The sequence below is a fragment of the Thalassolituus sp. UBA6592 genome (assembly GCF_002433655.1).
In the GTDB taxonomy this organism is placed as follows: domain Bacteria; phylum Pseudomonadota; class Gammaproteobacteria; order Pseudomonadales; family Oceanobacteraceae; genus Venatoribacter.
This window is the reverse complement of record NZ_DJIO01000133.1, coordinates 4,313-30,594: the sequence shown is the minus strand read 5'-3', so window position 1 is coordinate 30,594 and position 26,282 is coordinate 4,313. Positions and strand designations below refer to the sequence as shown.

The 26,282-nt window shown below is 53.7% G+C and carries 23 protein-coding genes and 2 pseudogenes; 8 read left to right on the top strand and 17 right to left on the bottom strand.

The annotated features are described in order from the left end of the window. Nucleotides 1-15 precede the first annotated feature (15 nt). On the bottom strand, nucleotides 16-1,227 hold the full coding sequence (gene metK / locus B2Z72_RS12750) for a methionine adenosyltransferase (protein WP_296980512.1): 1,212 nt from the start codon (nucleotides 1,225-1,227) through the stop codon (nucleotides 16-18). Nucleotides 1,228-1,271: 44 nt separating this feature from the next. Next, nucleotides 1,272-2,246, bottom strand: a complete 975-nt coding sequence (locus B2Z72_RS12745; RefSeq protein ID WP_296980514.1) for an ArsR/SmtB family transcription factor — start codon at nucleotides 2,244-2,246, stop codon at nucleotides 1,272-1,274. A 254-nt stretch (nucleotides 2,247-2,500) separates the two neighbouring features. Here B2Z72_RS12745 and B2Z72_RS12740 point away from each other — a divergent pair, with 254 nt between their 5' ends. The 3 genes from B2Z72_RS12740 to B2Z72_RS12730 all read left to right on the top strand — a co-directional run bounded on the left by B2Z72_RS12740 (nucleotide 2,501) and on the right by B2Z72_RS12730 (nucleotide 5,444). Further along, nucleotides 2,501-2,935 carry a hypothetical protein gene (locus B2Z72_RS12740; protein ID WP_296980516.1) on the top strand — a complete coding sequence of 145 codons (435 nt, stop codon included), beginning with the start codon at nucleotides 2,501-2,503 and terminating at the stop codon, nucleotides 2,933-2,935. Nucleotides 2,936-2,960: 25 nt separating this feature from the next. Beyond that, on the top strand, nucleotides 2,961-5,078 hold the full coding sequence (locus B2Z72_RS12735) for a S8 family serine peptidase (RefSeq protein ID WP_296980519.1): 2,118 nt from the start codon (nucleotides 2,961-2,963) through the stop codon (nucleotides 5,076-5,078). 216 nt (nucleotides 5,079-5,294) lie between these two features. Then, a complete protein-coding gene (locus B2Z72_RS12730) occupies nucleotides 5,295-5,444 on the top strand; it encodes a hypothetical protein (RefSeq protein WP_296980520.1) in 150 nt (49 codons plus the stop codon). 90 nt (nucleotides 5,445-5,534) lie between these two features. On the opposite strand, the gene B2Z72_RS12725 is transcribed toward B2Z72_RS12730, so the two are convergent. Beyond that, entirely contained in the window at nucleotides 5,535-6,848 is a 1,314-nt protein-coding gene (locus B2Z72_RS12725) for an acetyl-CoA hydrolase/transferase family protein (RefSeq protein ID WP_296980524.1), read from the bottom strand. A 587-nt stretch (nucleotides 6,849-7,435) separates the two neighbouring features. Here B2Z72_RS12725 and B2Z72_RS12720 point away from each other — a divergent pair. The 3 genes from B2Z72_RS12720 to B2Z72_RS12710 all read left to right on the top strand — a co-directional run bounded on the left by B2Z72_RS12720 (nucleotide 7,436) and on the right by B2Z72_RS12710 (nucleotide 11,064). Then, nucleotides 7,436-8,230, top strand: a complete 795-nt coding sequence (locus tag B2Z72_RS12720) for a type IV pili methyl-accepting chemotaxis transducer N-terminal domain-containing protein (RefSeq protein WP_296980526.1) — start codon at nucleotides 7,436-7,438, stop codon at nucleotides 8,228-8,230. Between the two features lie 275 nt (nucleotides 8,231-8,505). Then, complete coding sequence (locus B2Z72_RS12715) at nucleotides 8,506-8,955, top strand: bacteriohemerythrin (RefSeq protein ID WP_296980528.1); 450 nt, start codon at nucleotides 8,506-8,508, stop codon at nucleotides 8,953-8,955. Nucleotides 8,956-9,024: 69 nt separating this feature from the next. After that, on the top strand, nucleotides 9,025-11,064 hold the full coding sequence (locus B2Z72_RS12710; RefSeq protein WP_296980531.1) for a DNA topoisomerase III: 2,040 nt from the start codon (nucleotides 9,025-9,027) through the stop codon (nucleotides 11,062-11,064). Nucleotides 11,065-11,096: 32 nt separating this feature from the next. Here B2Z72_RS12710 and B2Z72_RS12705 read toward each other — a convergent pair whose 3' ends face one another. From B2Z72_RS12705 to B2Z72_RS12655, 11 genes are all read right to left on the bottom strand, one after another. After that, on the bottom strand, nucleotides 11,097-12,329 hold the full coding sequence (locus B2Z72_RS12705; RefSeq protein ID WP_296980533.1) for a hypothetical protein: 1,233 nt from the start codon (nucleotides 12,327-12,329) through the stop codon (nucleotides 11,097-11,099). A gap of 113 nt (nucleotides 12,330-12,442) precedes the next feature. Continuing rightward, nucleotides 12,443-13,096, bottom strand: coding sequence for a LysE family translocator (locus B2Z72_RS12700; RefSeq protein ID WP_296980536.1), 654 nt, complete (start codon nucleotides 13,094-13,096; stop codon nucleotides 12,443-12,445). After that, nucleotides 13,093-14,994 carry a V-type ATP synthase subunit A gene (locus tag B2Z72_RS12695; RefSeq protein ID WP_296980538.1) on the bottom strand — a complete coding sequence of 634 codons (1,902 nt, stop codon included), beginning with the start codon at nucleotides 14,992-14,994 and terminating at the stop codon, nucleotides 13,093-13,095. Before B2Z72_RS12695 ends, B2Z72_RS12700 begins: the two co-directional genes overlap by 4 nt. Continuing rightward, a complete protein-coding gene (locus B2Z72_RS12690; protein ID WP_296980541.1) occupies nucleotides 14,991-15,707 on the bottom strand; it encodes a hypothetical protein in 717 nt (238 codons plus the stop codon). Before B2Z72_RS12690 ends, B2Z72_RS12695 begins: the two co-directional genes overlap by 4 nt. Beyond that, on the bottom strand, nucleotides 15,707-16,408 hold the full coding sequence (locus B2Z72_RS12685) for a hypothetical protein (RefSeq protein ID WP_296980544.1): 702 nt from the start codon (nucleotides 16,406-16,408) through the stop codon (nucleotides 15,707-15,709). The genes B2Z72_RS12690 and B2Z72_RS12685 overlap by 1 nt, the downstream gene beginning before the upstream one ends. After that, complete coding sequence (locus tag B2Z72_RS12680) at nucleotides 16,405-16,869, bottom strand: ATP synthase subunit C (RefSeq protein WP_296980545.1); 465 nt, start codon at nucleotides 16,867-16,869, stop codon at nucleotides 16,405-16,407. The genes B2Z72_RS12685 and B2Z72_RS12680 overlap by 4 nt, the downstream gene beginning before the upstream one ends. A 24-nt stretch (nucleotides 16,870-16,893) precedes the next feature. Beyond that, on the bottom strand, nucleotides 16,894-18,762 hold the full coding sequence (locus B2Z72_RS12675) for a V-type ATP synthase subunit I (RefSeq protein WP_297004986.1): 1,869 nt from the start codon (nucleotides 18,760-18,762) through the stop codon (nucleotides 16,894-16,896). Then, on the bottom strand, nucleotides 18,759-19,361 hold the full coding sequence (locus B2Z72_RS12670; RefSeq protein ID WP_296980550.1) for a V-type ATP synthase subunit D: 603 nt from the start codon (nucleotides 19,359-19,361) through the stop codon (nucleotides 18,759-18,761). Before B2Z72_RS12670 ends, B2Z72_RS12675 begins: the two co-directional genes overlap by 4 nt. Further along, nucleotides 19,361-20,752, bottom strand: a complete 1,392-nt coding sequence (locus tag B2Z72_RS12665; RefSeq protein WP_297004985.1) for a V-type ATP synthase subunit B — start codon at nucleotides 20,750-20,752, stop codon at nucleotides 19,361-19,363. Before B2Z72_RS12665 ends, B2Z72_RS12670 begins: the two co-directional genes overlap by 1 nt. Before the next feature lie 159 nt (nucleotides 20,753-20,911). After that, on the bottom strand, nucleotides 20,912-21,256 hold the full coding sequence (locus tag B2Z72_RS12660; protein ID WP_296980553.1) for an Hpt domain-containing protein: 345 nt from the start codon (nucleotides 21,254-21,256) through the stop codon (nucleotides 20,912-20,914). A gap of 485 nt (nucleotides 21,257-21,741) precedes the next feature. Next, entirely contained in the window at nucleotides 21,742-21,918 is a 177-nt protein-coding gene (locus tag B2Z72_RS12655) for an RSP_7527 family protein (RefSeq protein WP_296980556.1), read from the bottom strand. A gap of 167 nt (nucleotides 21,919-22,085) precedes the next feature. On the opposite strand from B2Z72_RS12655, the gene gcvA reads away from it, so the two are divergent. Next, a complete protein-coding gene (gene gcvA / locus B2Z72_RS12650) occupies nucleotides 22,086-22,988 on the top strand; it encodes a transcriptional regulator GcvA (RefSeq protein WP_296980558.1) in 903 nt (300 codons plus the stop codon). Between the two features lie 43 nt (nucleotides 22,989-23,031). Here the strand turns inward: gcvA and B2Z72_RS12645 are convergent, their stop codons facing one another. After that, nucleotides 23,032-23,811, bottom strand: coding sequence for a class II glutamine amidotransferase (locus B2Z72_RS12645; protein ID WP_296980560.1), 780 nt, complete (start codon nucleotides 23,809-23,811; stop codon nucleotides 23,032-23,034). Nucleotides 23,812-23,995: 184 nt separating this feature from the next. Here B2Z72_RS12645 and sbmA point away from each other — a divergent pair, with 184 nt between their 5' ends. After that, the gene (gene sbmA, locus B2Z72_RS12640; RefSeq protein ID WP_296980561.1) at nucleotides 23,996-25,276 is read left to right on the top strand and encodes a peptide antibiotic transporter SbmA; all 1,281 of its coding nucleotides are present in this window, start codon (nucleotides 23,996-23,998) and stop codon (nucleotides 25,274-25,276) included. 96 nt (nucleotides 25,277-25,372) lie between these two features. On the opposite strand, the pseudogene B2Z72_RS12635 reads toward sbmA, so the two are convergent. Continuing rightward, nucleotides 25,373-25,691 (bottom strand): annotated as a pseudogene (locus B2Z72_RS12635) (BCCT family transporter); the annotation flags it as partial. A 169-nt stretch (nucleotides 25,692-25,860) separates the two neighbouring features. Then, nucleotides 25,861-26,282: pseudogene (locus tag B2Z72_RS12630) on the bottom strand (BCCT family transporter); the annotation flags it as partial.

Sequence of the window (26,282 nt, the reverse complement as noted above, 5' to 3'; positions counted from 1 at the left end):
TTTTCTGCCTCTGTCTTAAACGTTGGCCGCTGCTTTTAATGCATCGACTTTGTCGGTTCGTTCCCAGGTGAAGGCGGTGAAGGTTTTGCTCTTCTCTTCGCCATTCTCGGAATAGGTATAAGTATGTTCAAATGGCTCGCGACCGAAGTGACCGTACGCGGCGGTCAGCTGGTACATTGGGTTGAGCAGTTCCAGCTGGTTCTGGATAGCGTATGGACGCAGGTCGAACACTTCGCGGATCACGCGCGCCAGTTCTTTATCGCTGATTTTGCCAGTGCCGAAGCTGTTTACAGAAACCGAGGTAGGCTCTGCCACACCAATGGCATAAGACACCTGAATTTCACAGCGCTCAGCCAGACCAGCAGCAACGATGTTCTTGGCTACGTAACGGCCCATGTAAGCGGCGGAACGGTCCACTTTTGAAGGATCTTTACCGGAGAATGCACCGCCACCGTGACGTGCCATACCGCCGTAGGTATCCACGATGATCTTACGGCCAGTCAGGCCGGCATCGCCTACCGGACCACCGATCACGAAGTTGCCGGTCGGGTTGATGTGGTACAGGGTGCCCTCGTGCAGCCATTCTGCCGGCAGTACTGGTTTGATGATGTTTTCCAGAACCGCTTCGCGCAGATCATCCAATGAGATGTTCGGATCGTGCTGAGTAGAGAGAACGACCGCATCGACTTTCGGGCTGTCGCCTTCCCAGTTAATGGTGACCTGAGATTTCGCATCCGGGCGCAGCCATGGCAGAGTGCCGTTGCGACGCAGTTCAGACTGACGCTGTACCAGCAGGTGAGCGTAGTAAACCGGAGCAGGCATCAGAGTCGGGGTTTCATTGGTGGCATAGCCAAACATCAGGCCCTGGTCGCCAGCGCCCTGATCTTCTGGCTTGGCGCGGTCAACGCCCATGTTGATATCTACTGATTGCTTACCGATGCCGTTGAGAACCGCACAGGTCGCACCGTCAAAACCAACGTCGGAGCTGTTGTAACCAATACCGGTAATCACATCACGCACGATGTCTTCCAGATCGACGTAGCAGGAGGTGGTGACTTCACCCGCGACGACCGCCATACCGGTTTTTACCAGGGTTTCTACCGCAACACGGGCGTAGGGATCACGTGCAATAATCGCATCCAGTACCGCATCAGAAATCTGATCTGCCACTTTATCCGGGTGGCCCTCGGAGACAGACTCAGAGGTAAAAATAGAATATTCGCTCATGCTAAGCCCTCAATGTTGCGGCGCTGGCCGCGTTTATGTTCGTGTTATTCGTTATGAAACAGGCGGAACTGGATCTGAAATCCGTTCCTCAGTCCAAGAAACTGGCTCTGACCTTCGCTCAGACCGGCTTCTGTTGCCCAGTCTGATAAATCCTCAGGATCAAAGCCCAGCCACAGATCCCCGCAGGATTCTCTGGCCCAGTTCTGTTCGTGGTGACACAGGTCAGTCACCAGCAGCGTGCCGCCGGGTTTCAGTAAACCGGCGACATCTGCAAAAATTGTTTTCGGTGCCGGCACGTGATGCAGCACCATGTTGGCCACGGCAAAGTCGACCTGCGCCGGAATATCCGCCAGCAGGTTGCCGGTATCGCCTAAGCGGCAGGTCACGTTCTCCAGCTGCTGGTTTTCCACCACAGCCGAGGCCTGCTCCAGCATCTGCGGAGAAATATCCAGTGCCAGTACCCGCTCAAACTGGCTGGCCAGCGCAGGCAGAAACTCGCCGGCGCCCGGGCCGACTTCCAAAGCGTAGCCCTTATTACCGCGGTAGGCAGAAATCAGCGCTTCTAAAGTTTCACCGTACTGATCGTATGACGCGATCAGATCCTGTTGTTCCCTGAAGGCGTCGGCATTACGCGAAAAAAATTCGGCGCAGGCCGCAGAGCGTTCCGCCAGAACCGCAGCCAGCCCCTGGCGGTAGTCTTCCGCATCCAGAGCATCGGTGGCATCAATGGCGGTAAAAGTCATCTTCAGCCACTGGCTCCACACATCCTGACCACTGATCAGCGGGCGACGGTAAAAAATACTGTTACCTTCCCGCCGGGTGCTGACCAGTCCGGCCTGCGCCAGCACCTTCAGATGGTGGCTCATGCCAGACTGTTTAATACCAAATACTTCGCACAGTTCCATGACACCGAATGAACCCTGACCGAGCAATTTGAGAATGCTCAGACGCAGGTTGTCGCCGGCAGCTTTGGCTGCACGGGCAAACTGATCGGTGGCAATGGCGGTGGATTCTGTCATGGCGTGCAGTTTAGGCGGGTTTCTAATCTATATCAAATTATTTTGATATAGATTTTCCACTCGATAAGACGGATCTGACATCGATACTTCGTTCGCCGGAAGATCTCTGGCCCGGGTATCGCCATTTGTGCTGATTATTTGAAGAACAGCCAGATTGATCGCAGTCATTTTGCGAAAGATGTCCGGCAAAGAAACATTTATCCCATCATACTTTTTCAATACAGTGCTCAATAACGCGATATTAAGGAATGGATATGAACATCAAAGGGTGTTTTCGCTCAGCTTTGTTACCCCTGTGCAATCTGTTGAAGTCAGCGGCCCGGCCAGCGTCTTTATTGGCCGGTGCGATAGTGATCAGCGGCTGTGCCAGCGCACCGGCGCCAGTGGTCAGTAAACATGGTGATGGCGCAGTGGCACATTGTGAGTCCAGTAAGCTGAGCAAGAAGCTGTTGGACGTCGCCGCTAATGAGAATCTTCTGAGTGAAGGCGTCACGCTGGAAATTCTGACTCAGGGCATGACCGAAGACGATCGTTCTTCATTTGTTCATGATGATCTGACATTAAGTATTTTTTCGGTTAAGTATCAGCAGGTTATTGTCAAAGCGTCATCACTGGATGGGCTATGCTATGTCGCAGATCTGCCCTTTGTCAGCCGGATTCAACAACCCTCTGCGGGTGGTCCGCGCTGAGCGGAGACCTAAATAAGGAAACAATATGAAAAGCTTCAGAAGTCTGTTGGCCAGTGGTCTGATGACTGCGCTGCTGACGCCCGCTGCCCAGACAGCGAACGCCCGCGATTATTCGACGGAAAGCGCGAAAGGCAAAGTCGCTGTCAGCAGTCACCTGCTTGAACAGCTGGACAATTCTGCCCTCAGAACCCGCAGTGCCGGTGCGACAGAGGAAAGTGTGATGGCTGATCTGGTGCTGAACAGCACCACCGGGCTGGAACAGGCACTGACCGCGCTCGGCGTGAAAGTGCTGCTGATCTCTGATAAGTACCAGCGGGCTTCTGTGCGCCTGAGCAGTTCTGAACAGGCGGCTGCAGTAGCGGCGTTGCCTCAGGTAACACGGGTTAACGCGGAGTACGGTGCGGTGAAACGTGCCGGTAGTGTAACGTCCCGGGCTGCTGTGGCCATGAACGCACAACTGCTGTCGTCATTACCGGCGGGCCTGACCGGTGCGGGTGAGAAAGTCGGGATCCTCTCTGATTCGTTTGCCAACACACCGTCCGTTCGCGACAGTGGCACGACGCCCGCTTTGTGTCAGTCCGGTATTCTGAGAAACGCAATTAATCAGGATTCCGGTGACCTGCCGGATGAAATTGATCTGCGCTCAGATAACCTGGGTGGCTGTTCTCAGGGCACTGATGAAGGTGCTGCGATGGCAGAGCTGGTGCATGATATTGCCCCGGGTGCTGAGATCGCCTTTTCTTCTGTCGGTGGTTCACAGCTGGCGTTTGCCAATGCCATCGATGATCTGTGTGCACCTGAGTCGTCCGGCGGTGCCGGTGCCACCGTGGTGGTAGACGATATTATATTCTTCGCCCAGCTGCTGTATCAGAATGATATCGTCGCGCAGGCGGCAAGAGATTGTGTCGCCAGTGGTGTACCGTATTTTTCAGCGGCGGGTAACGAGGGCGATGCAGCGATCAGTGCAACCTATACCGATGTCAGCCCATCTGTCCGTAGTTCCGGGGCTTCTCTGGATGATGCCCATGCCTGGAGCACGAATGATCGGTACATGGCTGTCACCATTCCCAACGGCGAACAATTATCGGCGGTACTGCACTGGAATCAGCCGGCGGCAGAGGCCGATGTTGATCTCGATCTGTTTCTTCTGAACAGCGAAAGCGCTCTGTCTGACAGTACTGTCGTTACACTATCTGCTGAGGCTCAGGATGGTTCTTCAGGCAGCGCGCCACCGGTCGAAATCATTCAATACACGAATAACACCGGGTCATCTCAGACGCTGTATCTGGTCGTTGATCAATACAACAGCGACGATAATGTCACTTTCAACGCGCCGGTAACCACTATCCCTCAGTCCGGCTCTGAGCCTTTGGTTTTCCGCCTGTCCTTTTATCGCTCATCGTCTGCTATTACCTTCGAGTACCCGTTTAACGCCAGTACCATGTATGGCCACACCAATGCGCCAGGGGTCATGGCTGTTGCTGCTGTGCCCTGGTTTGATACGGAATCCTTTGATCCGGGCTTCTCGCCGACAGCGGAAACGGATCCTGAGAATTTTACCGCCCGTGGTGGTGAGGCACTGGAGCGCCAGTTTGACGACAACGGTAACTTCGTTAAAGAGACTTATCAGGCTCCGGCTTTAGCGGCTGTCGATGGCAACAACACCACGTTCTTTGGCAGTGATGTTGATCTGGGGAATGCGTTTTCTGAGCCAGATGGCTTTCCGAATTTCTTCGGAACATCGGCAGCGGCACCTAACGCAGCAGCGATCGCTGCGCTGTTGCTGGAAGCCGGAAGCGATGCAGTCACACCAGCTGTGCTGGCTGATATCATGACCTCTACGGCGACCGATATTATTGGTGCGCGCGCAGCCGCAGGCTGGGATGACGTCACCGGTGCGGGTCTGATAGATGGTCATGCGGCTTATCAGGAGCTGCTTGCCCGTGGCCTGGAAGATGATGGCAGCACGGATGGTGAAGAAGACAGTGGTGATGATTCTTCAGATGGAACGGTGGATGACAGCAATCAGGATGACACGCCAGACGTCTTCTCTGGCGGTGGAAGTGGCTCTGGTAGTTTCAGCCTGTGGCTGCTGCTGTTAACCCCAGTACTGGTGTTGTTGCGTCAGCGTAAACGCGCTTAATACTTGGTGTAATATTTGATAGATAGCAAATAGCAATCAGTCGGTTTTATTTAATTAATTTTATTAATTAATGACGTCATTCTATTCTGACTCTGTGATCTGAAACAAAGCAGCCACCCCGGCTGCTGCAGATTGGCTGGTGACAGAAGGTCGTCTTATGGCGGCAGTTGATGGCACTAGTCCCAGTCTGATTTTAAACAGAGCAGGAGAGCAGATATGAAAACAGTTAAAGCTATCGCAGGCAAAATAATCCGCTCCGGCAATACCCGCCCGGCTGTTCAGCCGGCAAACGCTGGTCCGGTCTGTAACTACGCTGACAATTACTACGGTGATCGCGTCTGCGTGCTGCCGGGTAAAGCAGGATAAGTAACGCGGACGGCAAAAATAAAAGCCGCGGTGTAAAAAACGCCGCGGCTTTTTTATTGCTCTCAAGGCTTTACTGCTGGAATCTGCGTTTCAGCTGATCAGCCCCATGGTTCGCGCCTGAGTCTGCAGTTCCTCACGGAAATGCGGGTGAGCAATACCGATCAGGGCTTTCGCCCGCTGGCTCAGAGATAAGCCCTTCAGATTTACGCAGCCGAATTCTGTGACCACGTAATGCGCATCCATACGGGTATCGGTCACCGTGCCGGTCAGACTGGGCACAATACGGCTGAGGCTTCCTTTTTTGGCGGTGGAATGCAGTGCGATGAAAGAGCGGCCACCGCGGGCGGCAAAGGCGCCGCGGACAAAATCGAGCTGACCGCCGGTGCCGGAGAACGGCGTCCCCTTAATGGTTTCAGCGTTGATCTGTCCGGTAATATCAACCTCAATGGCCGAATTTACTGACACCATCTGACTGTTTTCGCGGATCACGCTGGGGTTATTTACCCAGGACGCGGGATAACCGACGATGGAGGGGTTATCGTCCATAAAGTCGTACATAGCCTTATCCCCCAGCGCCAGTGTGTAGACATGTTTATGCTGCATCAGACGTTTTTTACGGCCGTTGATTACCCCTTTGGCGATCAGGCTGACCATGGAAGGGCAGAAGAGTTCGGAGTGCAGGCCGAGGTTGTTGTGATTTTCCAGCAGCTTCAGCACTGCCGCCGGTACACCACCAACCCCCATCTGCAGGGTGTCACCATCCTCTATATATTCCGCTACCTGACGGGCAATGGCCCAGTCGGTTTCGGAGGCTTCTGCCTCGGCTAATTCTCCTAAGGGGGCGTCGTGTTCGATCAGTGCATCGATTTCAGAAATATGCACAGAACATTCACCAAAGGTGCGCGGCATGTGTTTATTGACTTCAACAATCACACGCTTGGCCTTGCGGATCACAGAGGCGCCGTAATCGGCGTTGGTGCCGAGGCTGAAATAACCGTGACGGTCCATGGGTGACACCGTCACCATAAAGCAGTCCGGTTCAATCTGTTCGGTCAGCAGGCGACCCACATGGTGAAAGGCGGCCGGGACAAATTCCACCCAGCGTTTATTGCTGAGAGCATTGATGGCTTTACGATCATGGCCACTGAGAAACAGGCAGCGGGGGGTAAATCTGCCGCTCAGCTCTTCCGTCAGTAAGTGCTCACCGAAGGCTTCGCTGCCGTGCATATAATAGATATTAAAGGGCGGTAGCCTGTCATCGCGGAAGCCTCTTGCCAGTGCCTGAATCAGCGCCGGTGGCATGGCCATACTCATGCCCAGAATCAGATTATTGATATCGATAATCTGCTCCACTGCCTGATCAGCGGAAATGCACTTGCGCTGGTATTCCTCTTGCCAATACATAACGTCTCCCTGTTATCTCGCCCGGTTGTGGTTCATGAGCATTCTGCCAGTAACGAACGGACATAGGGAAGCGCATGCTGATAACGGATTGCCGCCGAGCGGCGGATATGAGATGTGGCTGGTCATGGACAGAAGCTGACCCTTCTGTCCGTGTTGGTTACGCTCAGAAACGTGTTTACGGGGGTGGGTTACAGTACAGACGGAAAAGCGGGTTTTACTGAATGATTGTTCCTTTAATGTGTTCAAACCGTCAATTAACTACGCACTCTGAATGCCTGAAAGGTAAATACAGAGTATTTATACCCTGTAATCGTAGGGTTATTACTATATCTGGCCGTTTAAAACCCCTGTTATTGTCACCTATGTCATCACCCGGGTTGTTTATTTTTCACTCACACGTTGAACTCTTGTGGGGCTTTGCTACCTTTTAACCATCAGTCTGCAAAGGCGCAGACTTTCCCGAATTACATGATCAACGCCGATCACTCAGAAGAGCGGCGTGGTCATGTCTTACTGTTGTGTCATCCCTGCCTGTTAAGCCTGCTGGCATCTCTGAGTGATCCTGAACCCGAGCTCAGGAGATGACTATGAAGGTTCTTACAACACTTATCCTGTTACTGGTGTGCCTGTTTGGCGGAACCAATCTGGTGTTCGCCATGAACGACGCCGAAGCCATCAATATTTCCGGCAGTCAGCGCATGCTGTCCCAGCGCATGATGAAGAGCTATCTGATGATTGGTGCCGATATCAAAACCGATCAGGCGCAGAAGCAGCTGGATGACAGTGCCGGCCACTTTGAAGAGCGCCTGGCAGCGCTGGTGGATTATGCGCCGACCAAAGAAATTACCCGTCGTCTGACGCGGGTGCAGAATATCTGGTATCAGCATCGACTGCGTATGCTCAGTACCCCATCCCGTGAGGGCATTGAAGGCTTTATGGCTGAAAACCGCGATCTGCTGAAAGCCTGTAACGATGTGGTGGTCGCCATCGCTGAGTATGCCAATGTGCCAAGTGCTGAGCTGGTGAATATCTCCGGTCGCCAGCGCATGTTGTCGCAGCGTATCGCCAAAGCCTACGTAGCTATGTATTGGCGCGTGGACACTGAAACTGCGCACAAAGAATTTCAGCAGTCGATTGCGTTGTTCGACGAATCATTGCAGAAGTTAAGTGCGTCCGATATCAACACCAGTGAAGTCGTTGATGCGCTGTCGAAAGTCAGTTCACAGTGGCATTTCTCGCAGAACGGTTTCCGTCTGGAAGAGAACGGACGTTATGTTCCGACGGTGATCGCTGTCACCACAGAGTCGATTCTGTGGAAAATGAACGACATCACCAAAATGTACGAAGAAATCATGTCAGACCGCACCCTGGCCAGCCTGTAGTAATCGAGCAGAAAGACTCGAGCCTGTAATGGCCAGCACTTGCCTGAAAAGGATTCGGCGAGCGCTGGCTGATCTGTTGTCGTGTTGATTTGGCAGCCAGCTGTACAGGCTGCCGTTTTTTTAGATAATTTTGTTAATAACCTGACTTTTCTGTCCTGTCGCAGATCCCACAATTCTTCCGATGAAAATTTATAAGTCTTTGATTTTAAAGTCTTTATGAAATGGAATGCATCCTGCTGATACTTATATCTGACTGAACCAACAGGAGAGCAGGTATGGTGTCGCAGCAGTTCCGCTGGAGTTCTGAATACGAAACCGGTATCGATGTGATCGATAAGCAGCATCAGCGCATCTTCGACTACCTGGTCGAAGTGGATCACGCGATCAAAGAAAACAATACGGGGGCGATTCAGGCGGTTGTTCACGCCCTGATCGACTACTCGATATCCCACAATGCCTTTGAAGAAACCCTGATGGAACGCGGACGCTATCCGGTGCTGGATGCCCACGCTCAGGTGCACGAAGCGTTTAAGCGGCGGGCGCTCAGTTATGACAAACGACTCAAGCAAGGTGAAGAGCCTGTGCGGGTGGCACGGGAAGTACGCTCTGATATTGGTCTTTGGCTGACCAATCACATCCAGAGAGATGATAAAGACTACATTCCTTTTGTACGCCGTGCGATCGAGGGCAGTTTCGTCAGTCGCATGGTGCAGAGATTTTTCTGATCCAAGCGCGTTGTAATTCCGTATGTCTGACATATACTGGCAATTTGTACAGTATATGTCAGAGCTGCCATGCGTCTGTTTATTGCCGAAAAACCCAGTCTTGGCCGTGCTATCGCCGCGGTTCTTCCCAAACCACACAGCAAAGGTGACGGCTTTATCCGCGCTGCCAATGGCGATGTGGTGAGCTGGTGTATCGGGCATTTGCTGGAACAGGCAGAGCCTGAGGCGTACAACCCGTCGTATAAATCCTGGCGGCTGGATGTACTGCCGATCATTCCTGATGAGTGGCAGCTGCAGCCGAAAGCGAAAACCCGCAAACAGCTCAGCGTACTGCGCAAATTGGTAAAAGAAGCCGATCAGCTGGTCCATGCCGGTGACCCGGATCGCGAAGGTCAGCTGCTGGTCGATGAAGTTATCGCCTATTTAAAAGTCCCGGCTGCCAAGCGTAATCAGACTCAGCGTCTGCTGATCAGCGATCTTAATCCGCAGGCGGTCAGCCGGGCGTTACAGCAGCTGAAAGCCAACAGTGAATTTATTCCGCTGTCGGTGTCGGCGCTGGCCCGTTCGCGGGCGGACTGGCTGTACGGTATTAATTTAACCCGTGCCTGTACCATTAAGGGCCGGCAGGGTGGATTAACCTCGGTGTTGTCGGTGGGACGTGTGCAGACACCGGTATTAGGGCTGGTGGTGCGCCGCGATAATGAGATCGCCGATTTTATCAGCCGTCTGTTTTATGAAGTGCGAGCGGCTGTTCATCTGTCTGCTGAAAGCCCGCTGGCGTTTTACGCGAAGTGGCAGCCGAGCGAGGCCTGTGCCGCCCATCAGGATGAAGACGGTCGGGTATTAAATCCCAAACTGGCAGAAAACGTGGCCGGGCGTATCCGCCAGCAGCCCGCCCAGGTGGACGACGTTGAGCGCAAACAGAAGCAGCAGAATGCACCGCTGCCGTACAACCTTTCCAGCCTGCAGATTGAAGCCGGTAAAGCTTTTGGCCTAAGTGCTAAACAGGTGCTGGATGCCTGTCAGAATCTTTACGAAAAACATCAGCTGATTACTTATCCGCGTTCTGATTGCCGCTATCTGCCCAACGATCATTACAGCCGTCGTCAGCAGGTGGTGAATGCCATTGGCAATAACGACGAAAAATTGAGCGGTGTAATTACCTCGGCGGATTTATCCCTGCGCAGTAAAGCCTGGAACGACAGTAAGGTTGAAGCGCACCACGCGATAATCCCCACAGAAAAAGGCAGCGGTTTCAGCAGCCTCAGTCTCACCGAAAAACAACTGTACGGCATGATTGCCCGCCAGTATCTGCTGCAGTTTTATCCACCCTTTATATATGCCGATAGCAAAGTGACGCTGACCATTGCTGGAGGCGTATTTACCGCCAGTGAACGTGAAGTTATACAGCCTGGGTGGAAGCAGGCATTGGTAAAAAGTGCGAGAAATGATGGGGGGGCGGGTGAGAGGGAAGCAGATGACGGTAAAAAGCTGCCTGTATTAAACAAGGGCCAGACTCTGTGGAGTGGCGAGCCTGAAATTGATGAAAAACACACCCAGCCACCGGCGCCTTTTACTGATGCAACCTTGCTGGCGGCGATGACGGGTATCAACCGCTTCGTCAAAAATAATGAGCTGAAAAAGGTGCTGAAAGATACCGATGGCCTGGGTACCGAAGCCACCCGGGCGAGCATTATCGAGCTGTTATTTAAACGCCGGTTTCTGCACCGGGAAGGTAAAAATATCCGCGCCACCGATCTCGGCAAAGCCTTTATAAAATCCCTGCCGGAAGAAACCAGCGTGCCGGATATGACGGCGCACTGGGAAAGGCAACTGAACGACATCAGTGAGCGGGCACTGAAATATGATGATTTTATGCAGCCCATGCTGACATCCCTGCACGGACTGGTGAATACCACCAGTCAGCTGGATACTCAGGCCTTCCATGGCATTAATACCCCGGCACCTTCGTTCCGCCGCAAACGGTCGTCAGGATCAGGTGCCAGATCAGCCACTAAAACCGCAACAAAGACAGGCAGCAAGACAACCCGCAAAACAGCCCGCAAAACCAGTGCGAAAAGCCGCAGCCGTAAACCGGCCAGTGCTTAAGCTGCGTTTTATTTCAGTGTATCAGTGCGTTGTTACTCTGCCGCTAACAGTGAAAAGGGTTGTGATACCGACGGTAGTTTACGGTCCATTCCCCCGGATAAATGGTCTGCCTGTAACACCAGCTGCAGAGGTTCTTTGCTTTGCATTAATGCCTTTTGCCAGCGCTGCAGATCGCTTTTATTGACCATCACCAGACTGACCCGGGTCGCATCGCCGGATTCCAGACCATACTCGCCGAAAAACGCATACACAGGGCCAATGGACATAGGCCGCGCCGAAGTATCGATCAGTGGTAAGGCGCTCCCGCTTTGCACGTCTGAGCTTGCATAGACCTGAGCATGCAGACGCGCCTGAGAGACTGTTCCGGCTGAGATATTGCGCACTGTCGCGCGGATATCCGGGTAGAAATTACCTCTGTCATCCTGCGTCCAGTTAAAACGGATATCCGAAATCTGCAGCTTGTCGTTATTCAGAGCGATATTCTGCCCGGCAGTAAACGCCTGGCGTAATGCCTGTTCCGACGGTAGCACAACATCGGCCGGAGCCCGGCGGTAATCCGTGGTATCCAGTCCGGAATGCACGTCCAGTCCGGCGAAGGTCGTTTCACTGTGGCCATGCTGGTGTTGTTCACCAACCACTGCCGCACTGTCCACTTTTAAAATCAGCTGACGTTGTTTGGCGTTGAGAATATCCGCCGAAACCCACCAACCACTGTGGGGAATTTCAATATCGATCTGCATCCGGCGGCTGTCGCCCGGCTGCAACGGCTGATTGCGGAACAGTACGTGAAAAGCATCGCTGGCTTCACTGTCGACCACCGGCGTTGCCCGCCCCGGAATATACAGACGCGCGCCCAGTTCCGCGTTGGCGATGGGCTGATCGGATGTATTGGTCAGGGTAACCCGCAGATCCGGCAGATGTTGTCCCTGTTCATTGGCCGGGTAGGTGAGGGAAATATCGCTGATTTTAAGTCCATGACCGTCAATGCCGACGGATTGCCCTGCTTCCATGGCCTGGCGCCAGTCCTGATCCGCCTGTTCTGTGTGCTGGTTACCTTGTTGGTGCTCTGGCTGGTGTTCGTGCTGATGCTGATCGTGGCTTTCCTGATTGTGAACATCGTTATGCGCATCTGCCGCCATAGCAGTCTGAGCAAATGCCGGGGCGATGGCCAATGGGGCAATAGTAAGAGGGGCAATGGTCAGGGCAACAGCCAGGCACAGGGTTCGTGGCAACGTGTTGAAGGTGGAGCGGGTGTCAGAGGTCATAGCATGCGGGTCCTGGCAGTCTCGTCCGGATGTCGGGCGATTGGGAGGGCGCAGCTTACTGGCGGAATGTTAAATTTTTCTGAATCCCGCTGACATGCTTTAACAGCTATATGTCAGGAGCGTTCAGTAATCAGCAGGCGCAGGGCCATGGCAATAAAGACACCTCCGGCAATGCGCTGCAGCCACAACGAATGACGCGGGCTGGCAAACAGGCGGTTTTTAACCGCCGCGGCAAACAGGCTGAACAGTGAGAACAGAACCAGCGACACCAGAATAAAAATTCCACCCAGCATCATCATCTGTAAGCCCGGATGGCCATTGGCAGGCACCGTGAACTGCGGCAGCAGGGCGAGGAAAAACAACGACACTTTGGGGTTGGTGATATTCATCAGAATGCCGCGACGGTATAGAGCGAAAGCCGCCGGTGCATCGGTTTGGTGTGCAGCAGCGTGCCCCCTGTCTGTTGTCTGACCGGGTTCAGCGGAACTGCGTAATGCCTGCCATGCCAGATACAGCAAATACGCAGCCCCGGCGGTTTTCAGCAGGGTAAATGCCAGTTGCGAGGTCTGAAATATAACGGCGATACCAGAGGCGACCAGCCCGGTGTGAAAAATCAGCCCGGTGCATAAGCCCAGAGTAATCAACACGCCTTTGCGCGCGCCGTACAAAGCTGACTGGGTGACCACAAACAGATTATCCGGCCCGGGCGCCAGTGCCAGTAAGACCGATGCGGTGATAAAAGCCAGTATCTGTTCTGCAGGTATCAACCGGCGTCTTCCTCTGTCGTTTGTGTGGCGACAGTATCGTCAGCATCCGCTGGTGCGGCAAGCATGGTAATAACTTCCTGTTCCAGACGCAGGTAATCACCACTTTGCCAGGCGGCATAATTCAGGTTTTTTAATTTACCGGTCAGGCGCGTATAAAAATCGCGCAACGCGGATTTGCCGCCGTCCGTTTCTGCCGGGTGATCGGCCGGCGTATGTTGAATGACCTGCTCAACCAGCTTCAGCAGCGCCTGCTGACGTTCCATCGGTACCGATACATCAACGGCGTCGAAGGCATCCTGTTGCAGATACACCATATCCAGTAACTGTGCTTTCTGACTGACAATAAAGTCGCTGGCGGTAACCCCTTCCTCTCCGGTGACCTGCATCATGCGGTTAATTTCTTCGCCTTTTTCCAGCAGTTCACGCAAGGCTTTCACCCGGTTTACCCAATTACTGTCGAGGTTTTTACTGAACCAGTCTGCCAGTTGGGGAAAATAACGTGACCAGGAAATCAACGGATCTACCGCCGGATAAAAACGCTTGTAAGCACGCTCTGACGACAGCCCCAGAAATGTTTTTACCGTGCTCAGCGTTGACTGGGTAACCGGCTCTTCGAAGTTCCCCCCGGCCGGTGACACGGTACCTATCATGGTCAGCGTGCCGGTTTTACCTGAGCCATCCTGACGCTGGATGACACCGGCGCGTTCGTAAACATTTTTAATCGATGAATCGAGATAAGCCGGAAACGCTTCTTCGCCGGGAATTTCTTCCAGACGTCCGGAGGTCTCGCGCATGGCCTGCGCCCAGCGTGATGTGGAATCGGCGATCAGCAGTACGTCATAGCCCATGGCCTGATAATATTCAGCCAGTGTCATGCCCATATAAATCGAGGTTTCCCGCGCGGCCACCGGCATGGATGAGGTATTACAGATAATGATGGTGCGGTCCATCAGTGTGCCGCCGGTTTTCGGGTCACTCATTTCCGGAAACTCTTTGATGGTTTCCACCACCTCACCGGCGCGTTCGCCACAGGCAACCACGATCACAATATCCACATCCGAATAGCGTGCGATCAATCCCTGCAACACGGTTTTACCGGCACCAAAGGGCCCCGGAATACAGCCCATACCGCCTTTGGCGATGGGGAAAAAAGTATCCACAAGACGCAGTGTGGTGGTCAGCGGTGTCTGTGGATATTCGCGGCTGGCGCGTTGCTGCTGCACCAGTGCACGGCTCACCGGCTGGCGGATTGGCCAGCGCTGACGCAGCTGAATCTGGCGGGTTTCGCCGTTACAGGATAACTGCGCAACCGCATCGCGCACGGTGAAACTGCCCTGCATAATCCAGTCGACGGTCCAGCTGCCGTGCAGATCAAAGGGCGCCATAACAGCGTGTTCAAAATGCGATTCCGCAACGGTCCCCAGACGGTCACCGGCATGAACTTCGTCGCCTTCTTTCATCAGCGCTTTGAAGGGCCAGTGCTTTTCTTCATCGAGGGCGGCCATTTCCACCCCGCGGGGCAAAAAGGTACCGTAAGAAACCGCCAGAGATTCCAGTGGATTCTGCAGACCGTCATAGACCATGCCCAGCAGGCCGGGGCCGAGTTCCGCCGACAGCATTTCACCACTCTGAATAACCGGATCACCAACGCCGACTCCGCCGGTGCTTTCATACACCTGGGCGTCGGCACGCTCGCCGTTTACCCGCAGAATTTCTGTTTTTAACCATTCCTGCCGACCGTCTGCCGTTTTGCGGCTGGGCAGGATGTATACCACTTCATTTTTCATCAGTGGCTTTTTGCTGCCATCAGCCAGCGCCACCCGCTCGATGGTGACCAGGTCATCCTGCACGGCAACAATGCGCGCACTGACCGGCAGTTGAGAGACGGATTCCGTCATGCAGATAACTCCTGCTGAAAGGTCGAAGAGACAGCACCCGGCTGATTCTTCTGATAACTGTTTACTAATTGCGCAAAGCGCTGACCGGCCTGTTCACTACCGGCGCGACTCCAGTGATCGGCGTAAGTCCATTTGAGCACGTAGATCACCACTGCGAAGAAACCGAATTCATCTTCCGGCCGCTGACGCAGCAGATGCGCCCACACACTGGCCGAAAATTTCTTCTGTGCAGCGAGTAACTGGTTCTGCTGCAAAGCTTCACTGACCTCGGTAATCCAGCGGAAATAATGGCCAAGGCCAAAATCTGCATCCTGCCAGTGTTGTTCAATTTGTTTACGGAAACGGCTGTGGCACCAGATAAACCGGGGTGGCTGACTGGCGTATTCCTCGCGGCTGTGACGCAGGGTAAGTGCATTATTAACGGCATACAGATCGAGCATGTCTTCCGTCAGCTGCTTCGCCCGCGGATCACCGACAGCAGTCAGCAGAGACTGAATGCGGGATTGAGCGAGGTCGCTGCTGATGTCTGCCGGCCAGCGGCTGAAACTGAGAATCTGCTCCACCGCCTGCAGTTGTGTGCGGTGCTCTGCGCTGAGCTGCAGCAAATGCTGATCCAGACGCAGGCGCGACAGCGGCGCGATTTTATGCGCGAATAACGCATCAAATCCCGGCAGGCTGCACAACAGCGTCAGATACGGATCATGCTCTTTCACTAGCGGATAACTCCCTCGAGAATCGCCTGAAATCTTGGCTGCAGGTAACTCATCAATAATTGCGATACTGTTTCGGCGTTAATATCCATCGCCAGCTGGCCGTCGTTCAGTTCGATGCGCAGCACATTTTCCCCGTTGCTGTTTTTTAACCGCGCAGGCATTAATTCCACGCCGCTGGCGAGCAGCTCGTCGCGCAGATGAAAGGCGATATTGGCCAGAGGACCGCTGGTGGCTTGTTGTGGATTATCGCGGATGGCGGCAATATCAAGCAGCTCTTCGGCAACCAGTACGCGGGTTTGTCCGGCCTCCGCCGAAATCTGTTTGCCGGTTAAGCGACCAACGGCTTCGACGATCATCTGCTCTATTAACTTCTGATCGGCCATGCTGTCCTGCACCCGCTGTTTAAAAATATCCGACAGACGCAACAGCAACTGGTTTTTCATATCCAGCACCATATCGCGGAACGCTACCTGCAAAGCTTCTTCTGCGGCACGGCGTTCAGTTTCAGTCTGGCGACGGGCATTTTCGAGAATTTCCGCTGCTTCGTTTTCTGCCTGTTGACGGATGCGGGCAGCATCGCGCCGGGCTGCTTCTTTCAGCTTGTTGGCTTCGTCCTGTCCGGCTTTTACCCCGTCGTCATGCAGTCTGGCGACCAGAGCATCGATACCGGATGAAATGACCTCCGGATGATCTTTACTCACAGCGCACCTCCTGCAGCAGAAGGCAGACTGCCGGACAGTACCAGAGCAAAAATAAAGACGAAGACACCGAAGCCTTCGACAATCGCCGCGGGGGCTATCGATAAAGCAAAAATCTCCGGTTTTTCGCGCGAAGCATTAATCGCCGAGGCACAGCTGCGGCCCTGCCAGATACCGGTAAACATCAGCGCCAGACCGGCAAGAATACCTATGCCGAATAAACCACCGGCATTCAGTTCATCAACACTGCGCTGCAGGGTGAACATTAAAACAATGCCGTAAATAACAAAGGAGGAGGGCAGCACCGACAGACCAATTACCCGGCCGTAACCGGAATCTGTCTGCGTCATGGTGCCAATGGCGGCCTGTCCGGCGATGGCGCAGCCCATAACGCTGCCGATTGCACCGAGCGCAACCGGAGCGAAAATTCCGCTCCAGCCCATAGCCTGTACCCATTCATTCATGTTCTTTTCTCCATAATGTGAGCCTTACGGCTCGTGTCTTTCAGCCGCCAGCCTGGCCTGATAACGGAAAGGGCTGTAGGCGTAACCTTCCCCGGGATCGCCCCAGTTATAAAACTCGATAAAATTCAGACGCAGGCCGTGTACTGTGGCGCTCATAATGGCCAGTCCCAGATTGACACTGTGACCAAGCAAAAAGATCAGCGCGGCAAAAACGATGCCGATACCGGGGGAGGCGTGCAGCGCCTGACTGGCCAGACTGTTAAAGGTCAGCCCCAGCGAAGCACTGGCCAGCCCGAGTGCAAACAGCCGCATATAACTTAAAATATCGCCGAATAAACCACTGGCACCGGTCAGTGCCATCACGCCTTTGGCTACAGACAACAGACGCGTGCCTGCGCTGACAGCATGCCCCGGATGCTCAGCGTTATCTGCTTTTATGGCAGTCAGTGTGCTGCCAGTGACAACAGCCAGCGCGCCGCCACTGAGCAGAATGGTGCTGACGACAGGTGGCAGTGATTGCCAGAAAGCCGTGCCACCGGCAATGATGGCCAGCCAGCCTGAGCGGATGAAAACCTGTGACAGCTCGTGGCGCCTGCTCCACCACAGGCTCAGCTGGGCGAGCACAATATGGCTGATGCCGACGACAACCGAAATGGTCATCATGGCACTGTAATGATCGAGGTGAATAACGTTCAGCTGTTTGAGAACAGCAGGGGCTTTGTCGATGCTGTTAATATCAAAGCCGAGATAACTGCCGGCCATCACCCCCCATACCGTTGCGCTGGTAAATAAAGTCAGCAGCAGATCGCGCACACCGTTATTGGCTGCCAGTTTTTTACGCAGTAAAAACAGCACAGCGAGCAGAATAAGGCTGTAGCCGGCATCGGATAAAATCATGGCAAAAAACAGCGCGAACGACAGATACAGATGCACCGACGGGTCCCAGCTGCGGTAACCGGGTAACTGGTAAATGCTGGCCAGCATGGCTCCGGGAGCAAAGCCTCTGGCCGGTTGCAGCAGGGTGGGCGGGTTTTCATTGGCGGCAGGGTTTTCCGCGACGAAGGCAAAACCCTGCTGTGTCGCCAGAGTTTTTAAAGGCGCAATATCAGCCGCCGGTAACCAGCCCTGCAGGGTAAATATCTGTTCCTGTTTCGCGGTCTGGCTTTTTACAAACTGGCGCATAGCAAGGTCATTGGCCGCCTGCAATTGTTGCTGCAACAACAGGCGGAAACGCGATAGTCGCTGACGCTCTGATTCCAGATCTTCGCGTTCGGCTTCACGCATTTCCAACGTTTCTTCCAGCGTCTGTAATGACAGTGACCCGAGGTGTTCACGTTCCACCGGCAGCAGATTTTTATCCGGTTCGTCTGCGCTGATCAGAATCAGATAATAATGGCGGGCATTGCGTCCGGCGATCTGCCAGGGCAGTTCAAGATTATCCAGCACGGCCCGTTTATTCACCGGCAGCAGATAAAACCACAGGCGGAAATGCTCCACACAGGTGTCCGGCGGCAAGGTGAAATCGCCCCATGGGCGCAGCACTTTAATCCGCTCTTTTAAGGCATCGATGGTGTCGCTGACCTGACGTAATGCATCGCGGTTGCGCAGCGTGGTATCCACCAGTTCCTGCACCCGCTGGCGCATGGGTTTGTCGCGGTGATGAACCGGCCAGCGGCTCAGTGGCCGGCTTGGCTCCGGTGCCTGACCGAGATACAGCAGCGCTTCGCGGGTCTGCTTGTCGTGGCTGGAAGCAGCTTCGGCGCTTTCTTCGCTGCTGCCGTGCTGGCCGCTGATAATGTGCAGGCGGCCAAAGTTCTGCAGTTGATCGAGAATGCGGTCCTCGTCGTGTTGAGCGCCAGCAATGCTGACTTTATAAAAGCGGCTGATGCTCATGCGGACTTCTCCAGATTTTTCTTTTTGGCAATCTTGGAGGTCACCACAGCTTCACGGGCTTTATCGTCGAGGAATATCTGAATTTTACGGATATTGCCCTGAGCTTCGGGAATCAGCACTTTTTCAAACAGATTTACCCGTTGCGTTACGCGGGTGAGTTCATGGTTAAGGCGTTGCAACGCTTTTTCTTCCGCTTCGTTATGACGTAACTGAGTTACGGCATCGGCCAGTTTCTGTTGCAGCGATAATACCCAGGCCGGGCGGGTCAGCAGTGATGGCAGCGGCAGATCAATATTTACCCGGGCGACCTGCTGAATACGTACCCCCGCAATATTAACGGTGTGGTAGTCGGTGCCGTTATCCGTCAGCAGGGCATCCAGTTGCAGGGAGGTATCAGCCAGCAGCGGCAGTTCATTGGCGACAAATGTCTGTGTCTGCTGCAGAGCCTGATGTCCCTGCTGCAGACGGCGGCGGCTGTCATTCACTGCAGCCATCAGCTGTTGCCGTTTCATCTGCAGCGACGGCAGAAAACGCTGATAGGCTGCCAGTCTGCGGCGCTCAGCCAGCAGCTCGCTTTTGGATAACAGCAGGCGCGCCATCAGGCAGTCTGCCCCTGTTTATTTTTCTGATCGTTTTTGTAGTCGTCCCTGTTTTGAGCAGAGGGATAATATTTCTGAATCAGTTCGGCTTTCATCAGCAGCTGGTCGGCAGAGAAACACTGCGCCATTAATTGCCAGCCAAGGTCGAGGGCTTTTTCCAGCGGCAGGTCGACATCCAGCTGCATAAAATGTGTGCGGAACAGTTCACCAAAGGCCAGCAGCTGTTCATCGTAGTCACTTAATTCAAACGCCATGGCCTGCTTCTGCCGCGCTTCTTCCGCACCGGAATACAGGCGGATCATAGTGTTCATCACCTGCGAGTGATCGTCGCGGGTCTGTTTGCCGATCACCTGTTGTTTTAACCGTGACAGCGAACCGAACGGGTCGATCTCGCCGTTATGCAGATAAAACTGACCTTCGGTGATATAGCCGGTGTTGTCCGGCACCGGATGCGAGACATCGTTGCCGGGCATGGTGGTGACAGTAAGAATGGTGACCGAACCGCCGCGGGCGTAATCACAGGCCTTTTCATAGCGCCGCGCCAGCTGGGAATACAGGTCGCCGAGGTAGCCGCGGTTGGACGGAACACGGTCATTGGCAATGCCGATTTCTTTTAACGCGTCGGCATAGGCAGTCATGTCTGTCATTAACACCAGCACCCGTTTGCCTTCTTCCACGGCAAAGCGTTCCGCCACGGTCAGTGCCATATCCGGCACTAACAGACGCTCCACCACCGAATCCGATGCCTGATTCACAAACATCACGGTGCGGGCAAAGGTGCCGGAATCTTCAAAGCTTTTGCGGAAAAAATAGAAATCGTCAAAACCCAGCCCCAATCCGGCAAAGACAATAATATCGGCATCGGCCTGGCTGCCGATTCGCGCCAGAAAGGGATTAAAGGGCTCGCCGGCGACGGAAAAAATCGGAATTTTCTGGCTTTCTACCAGACAATTAAAAACGTCGATCATGGGCACATTGGTGCGGATCATGCGCGACGCCAGCGCGCGGCGCATGGGATTGACCGTCGGGCCATTAATTTCCGTTTTCGGATCAAACTGCAGACTGGGGCCGTTATCGCTGGGATTACCTTTGCCGTCGAAAATCCGGCCAAGGATATTATCGGAGAAGGTCACTTGCATCGGGTGACCAAGAAAGAAAACCTCTGCGTCTGTGGATAAGCCCTTACAGCCATCGAATACCTGCAGGGATACCTGCTCGTCGCGGATATCGATCACCTGCGCCAGACGACTGATCTGTCCCTGACGCACAGTGGCGAGGTCGTTAAGTCTGACCTGAGTGATCTCTCCGGCGGCGGGAACCGCTACCTTCAGGCGGATAATATCGCCCACCAGAGCGGTGACTGAACGGTAGGCGGTATTGCTGGACGCCATAGTTTCCTCTCGTGTTTCTGTCTGCGGCTGACGTCAGTGAGACGGCCTGTGAAACGGATAGGTAACTATAGAATGAATAAGGTTGCAGATTACGGTCAGAAAACCGTTAAAAGATGATGCGCGTCAACCCTGTTGACGGTCTTGCCAATCCATTGGTTATTATTGACGCAATTCGTGCTCCAGGGTCTGGTACATGCTGTCGAGCTGTTCAACCAGAGACTGAATTTCATCTTCATGCTGTTCTTTCGCAGCAGCTTCAATGGCAGCGAATAACGCCATCATCTGCTCTGCACCAATATTGCCGCTGGCACCTTTCAGGGTATGTGCTTCTGACTGAGCGGCGCTCAGATCATTCTGGGTGACAGACTGTTTAAGTTTATCCAGCAGGCATGGGGTGCTGGACAGATACAGATCGGTTACCCGGTCGAGCAGGTTCTGATTGTTCATCAGGCGTGTCAGGGCGTCTGCTTTATTCCACACAGGAATGTCAGAAAAACCGCTCATGGATATCTCCTTAAATGTTGTCAGACGGAACACCGGCGGAGAGCAAAGGGCGGCAATACACCTTTGCTCAAACGTTTCCACATACGTTATTGGCCGTCAGAAGTTCTATAAAGTATAGAATAAAGAAGCAATACTGCAGCATTAGAGACAGATAGTCAGCCGAACAGCTTGTTAGGCAAAACCGAACAAACAATGCCTTTTATCAACAGCTGCTCTTTCAGCATACGCAGGGCAGTTCTGACCATACATACAGGTCTGTCGTGGGAGACGGAAAGAGGATGTTTGATGAAAAAAGGTATTCAGAGAAGGGCGGAGTGATGTTCCGGTAACGGGAAGGGCTGGTGCAGGTACTGAATTCCCCGTCCTTTGCCGCGTTCACCCGTTACGAATTTCTTATTACTTACATGGAGGTTTGCTGCTTCCCCAGCGCACGGCACCTCTGGCCGCTTTTACTCTGTACCAGAACAACCTGGCACAAACAGCTCTTAGTGAGCCACTTTGCCCATTTGAGCGTCTGCTTTAACGTGCAGCAGTTTAGCGAACCAAGAACCGGCAGCTGCAAACATTTCAGCAACAACCTGTGCGCGTTGTTTTTTCGCCAGATCGATGTAGTAGTCTACGTCTACTTCGCCGAATGCATTCAATTTAACGTCGTCTTTCATTTGGGTAACTCCTGAGGGTTGTTTAATCGTTCGGGTTGTTTAACCGTTCGTCGTATTGATTTGTGTTGATTTATTCAACGATTACAGAATAGCCGCGATGGCCTGCTTGAAAAAGCGAAGCTTTCTAAGCAGAATGATGAGAAAATCTAATCAGTTGAAAAAACACCATGCGTCGACTACCTCCTCTTAACTCATTGCGTATGTTTGAGGCATCCGCCCGTCTCACCAGCTTTGTAGCCGCTGCGGACGAGCTTGCAGTGACGGCTTCGGCGGTCAGTCACCAGATTAAAACGCTTGAAGAATACTTGGGTGTATCACTGTTTAACCGTTCTAAACGTAAAGTAGAACTCACTGGTGCAGGAGAGCAATATCTGGTGGCGGTGAAACATGCGCTGGATGAAATAGAAGTGGCAACCCAGCGCCTGACCTCCAATCTGGATACCAATGTGGTCAACATCAGTGTGGCGCCGAACTTCCTGATTCGCTGGCTGATGCCACGCATGAGTAAATTTCAGGAGCTGTACCCGGATGTCGAACTGCAGATCACTACCTCACTGGGTCTGATCGACTTCAGCCGCTCCAATACGGACATGGCGGTGTATTTCGGTAATGGCGACTGGAAAGACATTGAGATGTACTTTCTGCGCAGCCTGATGCTGGTGCCTGTGTGCAGCCCGGTGCTGATGCGTGGACCGCACCCGCTGAAGCAGGTGGGTGATCTGAAACATCACACGCTGATTTACGTCAGCAGCCGCAAGCACGAATGGGATGACTGGCTGGAGCTGGCTGGCGCAGGGTTTATGAAGCCGAAGAATTCACTGGCAGTATCCAACGGCCACCTGGCCACTGCGGCGGCGCTGGATAATCTCGGTGTGGCGCTGGCGGACATCACTCTGACCTCAAGGGAAGTGGAGTCCGGGCGCCTGGTGATTCCCTTTGATATTCCCCTCGACAGTCATAAAGCTTTTTATCTGGTGTACCGTAAGCACAGACCACTGACTGTGGGGATGAAAGCCTTTAAGGAATGGCTGATGCAGGAGATGGATGTAAAAGATTCGCCGGTGGTGTAATGCCACCGGTCTTCTTATATAGGCTTTCTTTCAACAGCCTTGTTTAAAGCTGTCTGTAGCCGTGCGCTACGATTTCCCCTTCTTCCCACAGTTTCCACTCACCGGGTTGGTACACGTCCCAGGCTTCGTCTGTCGTAAGCGGTTCGGTGGCAATGATGCTGACCACATCGGCGGGCGTGGTCTGGGATGCAAAATCGACGGTAACGTCAGCGTCTTTTAACTGTGCCGGGCCAAAAGGTGCACGGCGGGTAATGCTGGCCATTTTGGTGGAGCAATAAGTAAACAGCCAGTTGCCATTGCTCAGCAGGCAATTAAATACGCCCTGCGCTGCGTACTCCTCCGCCAGCTCGACCAGAACCGCGGCCAGCTGCTGCGGCATAGAGTCACGGGGCAGGGTGTGATGAATACGGTTCATCAGATCGCAGAAGATGTTCTCACTGTCGGTTTCACCCACAGGCTCGCAGGGACCCGGCTGGCGACTGAAGTCTGGGATCTGACCGTTGTGGGCAAATACCCAGTACCGGCCCCAGCGCTCACGCACAAACGGGTGGGTATTGGCGAGGCAGATTTCACCAACATTAGCCTGACGGATATGACACAGCGCGGTTTTACTCTTAATCGGATAGCTCTGCACCAGCTCAGCCACCGGAGAGGAAAAGCTTGGCTGTGGGTCGTGAAACAGGCGCACTCCTTTGCCTTCATAAAATGCCACGCCCCAGCCATCTTTGTGGGGGCCGGTATTGCCACCACGCTGGGTCAGGCCAGTAAAACTGAAACATAAATCGGTTGGGGTGTTGGCACTCATGCCAAGAAGTTCGCACATACCACTAAGGCCATAGAAAAATAACGGATATGCACAGTTTACATCAGAGTATGCTTGTTTGGCGGTCCGGCCGGTGAATAACATTGATTGAACAAAGCAGATATTTCACCGCTGATGAAACCTGAGTTAATCTCAGTGCTCTTAATAGCCCGTTAACTCTAACTTCTGCCGATGGACGTATCCCGTGTTCGCTTCCTTTTTCTCTAAACCTAAATGGTTGTTTCTGAGTTTTTCTGTGTGGGCGCTGTTCTGCGTCATTGGCTGGTACAGCGTGCTGCAGGATATGGGCAACAGCCTGAGCCTTGGCGGACTGTTTGGTTTCAGCTTTCCGCAAGCGCTGGCGGAAGGTGCCGATGATGCTGCTCAGGCTGCATTCGCCGCGGCTCAGGGCAGTGCTCAGGACTTCTGGTTCTATCAATACATGCTGGTGGCTTATGGGCTGTTCTGTGGTGTCTGGCTGTACATTGCCCGTGATAACCGCTGGGCGAAATGGTCGGTGGTCGGTTCTGCGCTGATCGTCTTTATTACCTGGTTTCAGGTTCAGGTCAGCGTCATGCTCAACGAATGGTACGGCGGCTTTTATGATCTGATTCAGAATGCGCTGGGCGACCCTGGCAGTATTGGCATTGGCGAGTACTACGCAGAACTCAGTACTGTGGCCATCATTATCATGGTGGCAGTCGCTGTTGCGGTATTTAACCGCTTCTTCGTCAGCCATTATGTGTTCCGCTGGCGTACCGCTATGAACGAGCACTACACCGCCAACTGGCATAAGGTGCGTCATATCGAAGGGGCGTCGCAGCGTATTCAGGAAGACACCATGCGCTTCGCTACCATTATGGAAACCCTTGGCGTGTCCTTTCTGGATTCCATCATGACCCTGATCGCTTTCCTGCCCATTCTCTGGGGGCTGTCGTCCTACGTAACCGAATTACCTTTAATTGGTGAAGTGCCGCAGGCGCTGGTATTTGTGGCGATTATCTGGTCTATCTTCGGTACCGGACTGCTGGCACTGGCCGGGATTAAACTGCCGGGGCTGGAATTTAATAATCAGAAAGTGGAAGCGGCATACCGTAAAGAGCTGGTGTACGGCGAAGATAACGAACACAGAGCTCAGCCTTATACGCTGAGCGAACTGTTCGGTTATGTGCGCATAAATTATTTCCGCCTGTATAAAAACTACCTGTACTTTAACGTGGTGCGCTACGGCTATCTTAATGTCGGCCAGTTCGTACCCCTGATTGCCCTGGCGCCAGCCATTATTGCCGGTGCTTTTACCCTGGGCATTATGCAGCGGATTCTGAATGCCTTTAACCAGGTGGAAAACTCCTTCCAGTATCTGGTGAATTCCTGGACCACCATCGTCGAGCTGCAGTCGATTTATAAGCGCCTGAAAGCCTTTGAGCATGAGCTGAACACTCCGCCACCGCTGGCCAATCCGGAAGCCGCTGAAAAAGTAGGCTGAAAGGGCAATTAAAAAGCTCAGCTGATGTTCATCAGCAGAAATAAAAAACGGGAGCCATGCTCCCGTTTTTTATTAGTTGGTTATAACACGCTCAGCTTAAGCTTCACGGCTTTTGCCTACCTGAGTCAGGCGCTGAATGTCCTGCTCGTTTTTCAGGCCTTTGATCAGGCTCACACACATCAGTAACAGCACGATGGTGGAATGGCAGACCGGTTGATACCGCACCGGCCTGCAGGGCGCCCAGCGCCGCAGAACCACCACCGACCAGCAGTGCGATAGCGATGCCACCTTCAGTGCAGGCCCAGAACAGACGCTGTGCTGCAGGTGCTTCAGTCAGACCGCCGGCAGTGATGGAATCCACCACCAGAGAACCTGAGTCAGATGAGGTGATAAAGAACACCAGCACCAGCACGATGNNGCGGCACTCCGCTTCAGTCGCGATGAAGCAGGCAACGGTGTTGATCGCGACTGAAGTCGCTCCTACCGCTTTGATTCAGGACGGGTCATCACACAAAAAAAGGGCGCGTTCTCACGCGCCCTTCTTTGTGCAGCCTATTGCTGCTTGATGCTCTTCGGGGGACCGATCAGGCGGCCGCCTTGAGCATCTTGCGTTCCGCGGACAGCCCTTTGTAGAGGCTGATGCACATCAGCAGCAGCACCACGGTGAACGGCAGGCCGGTGGTGATGGCGCCGGCCTGCAGCGCGTCCAGGGCCTGCTTGCCGCCACCGAACAGCAGCGCGCCGGCGATCAGGCCTTCCATGACCGCCCAGAAGATGCGCTGCGGCACCGGGGCGTCCAGCTTGCCGCCGGCGGTGATGGAGTCGATCACCAGGGAACCGGAGTCCGAGGAGGTGATGAAGAACACCAGCACCAGCACGATGGCAATAAAGGAACTGATTTCCTACATTGGCAGTTGTTCCAGCATCTGGAACATGGCCAGAGATGCTTTGCTGATGCCTTCGGTCAGTTCACCCTGTCCATCAGCCTGCGGGGACAGCCAAAGGA

Coding starts and splice junctions, on each gene's coding strand:
- metK (WP_296980512.1), bottom strand. CDS start 1,227: ATGAGCGAATATTCTATTTTTACCTCTGAGTCTGTCTCCGAGGGCCAC.
- B2Z72_RS12745 (WP_296980514.1), bottom strand. CDS start 2,246: ATGACAGAATCCACCGCCATTGCCACCGATCAGTTTGCCCGTGCAGCC.
- B2Z72_RS12740 (WP_296980516.1), top strand. CDS start 2,501: ATGAACATCAAAGGGTGTTTTCGCTCAGCTTTGTTACCCCTGTGCAAT.
- B2Z72_RS12735 (WP_296980519.1), top strand. CDS start 2,961: ATGAAAAGCTTCAGAAGTCTGTTGGCCAGTGGTCTGATGACTGCGCTG.
- B2Z72_RS12730 (WP_296980520.1), top strand. CDS start 5,295: ATGAAAACAGTTAAAGCTATCGCAGGCAAAATAATCCGCTCCGGCAAT.
- B2Z72_RS12725 (WP_296980524.1), bottom strand. CDS start 6,848: ATGTATTGGCAAGAGGAATACCAGCGCAAGTGCATTTCCGCTGATCAG.
- B2Z72_RS12720 (WP_296980526.1), top strand. CDS start 7,436: ATGAAGGTTCTTACAACACTTATCCTGTTACTGGTGTGCCTGTTTGGC.
- B2Z72_RS12715 (WP_296980528.1), top strand. CDS start 8,506: ATGGTGTCGCAGCAGTTCCGCTGGAGTTCTGAATACGAAACCGGTATC.
- B2Z72_RS12710 (WP_296980531.1), top strand. CDS start 9,025: ATGCGTCTGTTTATTGCCGAAAAACCCAGTCTTGGCCGTGCTATCGCC.
- B2Z72_RS12705 (WP_296980533.1), bottom strand. CDS start 12,329: ATGACCTCTGACACCCGCTCCACCTTCAACACGTTGCCACGAACCCTG.
- B2Z72_RS12695 (WP_296980538.1), bottom strand. CDS start 14,994: ATGACGGAATCCGTCTCTCAACTGCCGGTCAGTGCGCGCATTGTTGCC.
- B2Z72_RS12680 (WP_296980545.1), bottom strand. CDS start 16,869: ATGAATGAATGGGTACAGGCTATGGGCTGGAGCGGAATTTTCGCTCCG.
- B2Z72_RS12675 (WP_297004986.1), bottom strand. CDS start 18,762: ATGAGCATCAGCCGCTTTTATAAAGTCAGCATTGCTGGCGCTCAACAC.
- B2Z72_RS12670 (WP_296980550.1), bottom strand. CDS start 19,361: ATGGCGCGCCTGCTGTTATCCAAAAGCGAGCTGCTGGCTGAGCGCCGC.
- B2Z72_RS12665 (WP_297004985.1), bottom strand. CDS start 20,752: ATGGCGTCCAGCAATACCGCCTACCGTTCAGTCACCGCTCTGGTGGGC.
- B2Z72_RS12660 (WP_296980553.1), bottom strand. CDS start 21,256: ATGAGCGGTTTTTCTGACATTCCTGTGTGGAATAAAGCAGACGCCCTG.
- B2Z72_RS12655 (WP_296980556.1), bottom strand. CDS start 21,918: ATGAAAGACGACGTTAAATTGAATGCATTCGGCGAAGTAGACGTAGAC.
- gcvA (WP_296980558.1), top strand. CDS start 22,086: ATGCGTCGACTACCTCCTCTTAACTCATTGCGTATGTTTGAGGCATCC.
- B2Z72_RS12645 (WP_296980560.1), bottom strand. CDS start 23,811: ATGTGCGAACTTCTTGGCATGAGTGCCAACACCCCAACCGATTTATGT.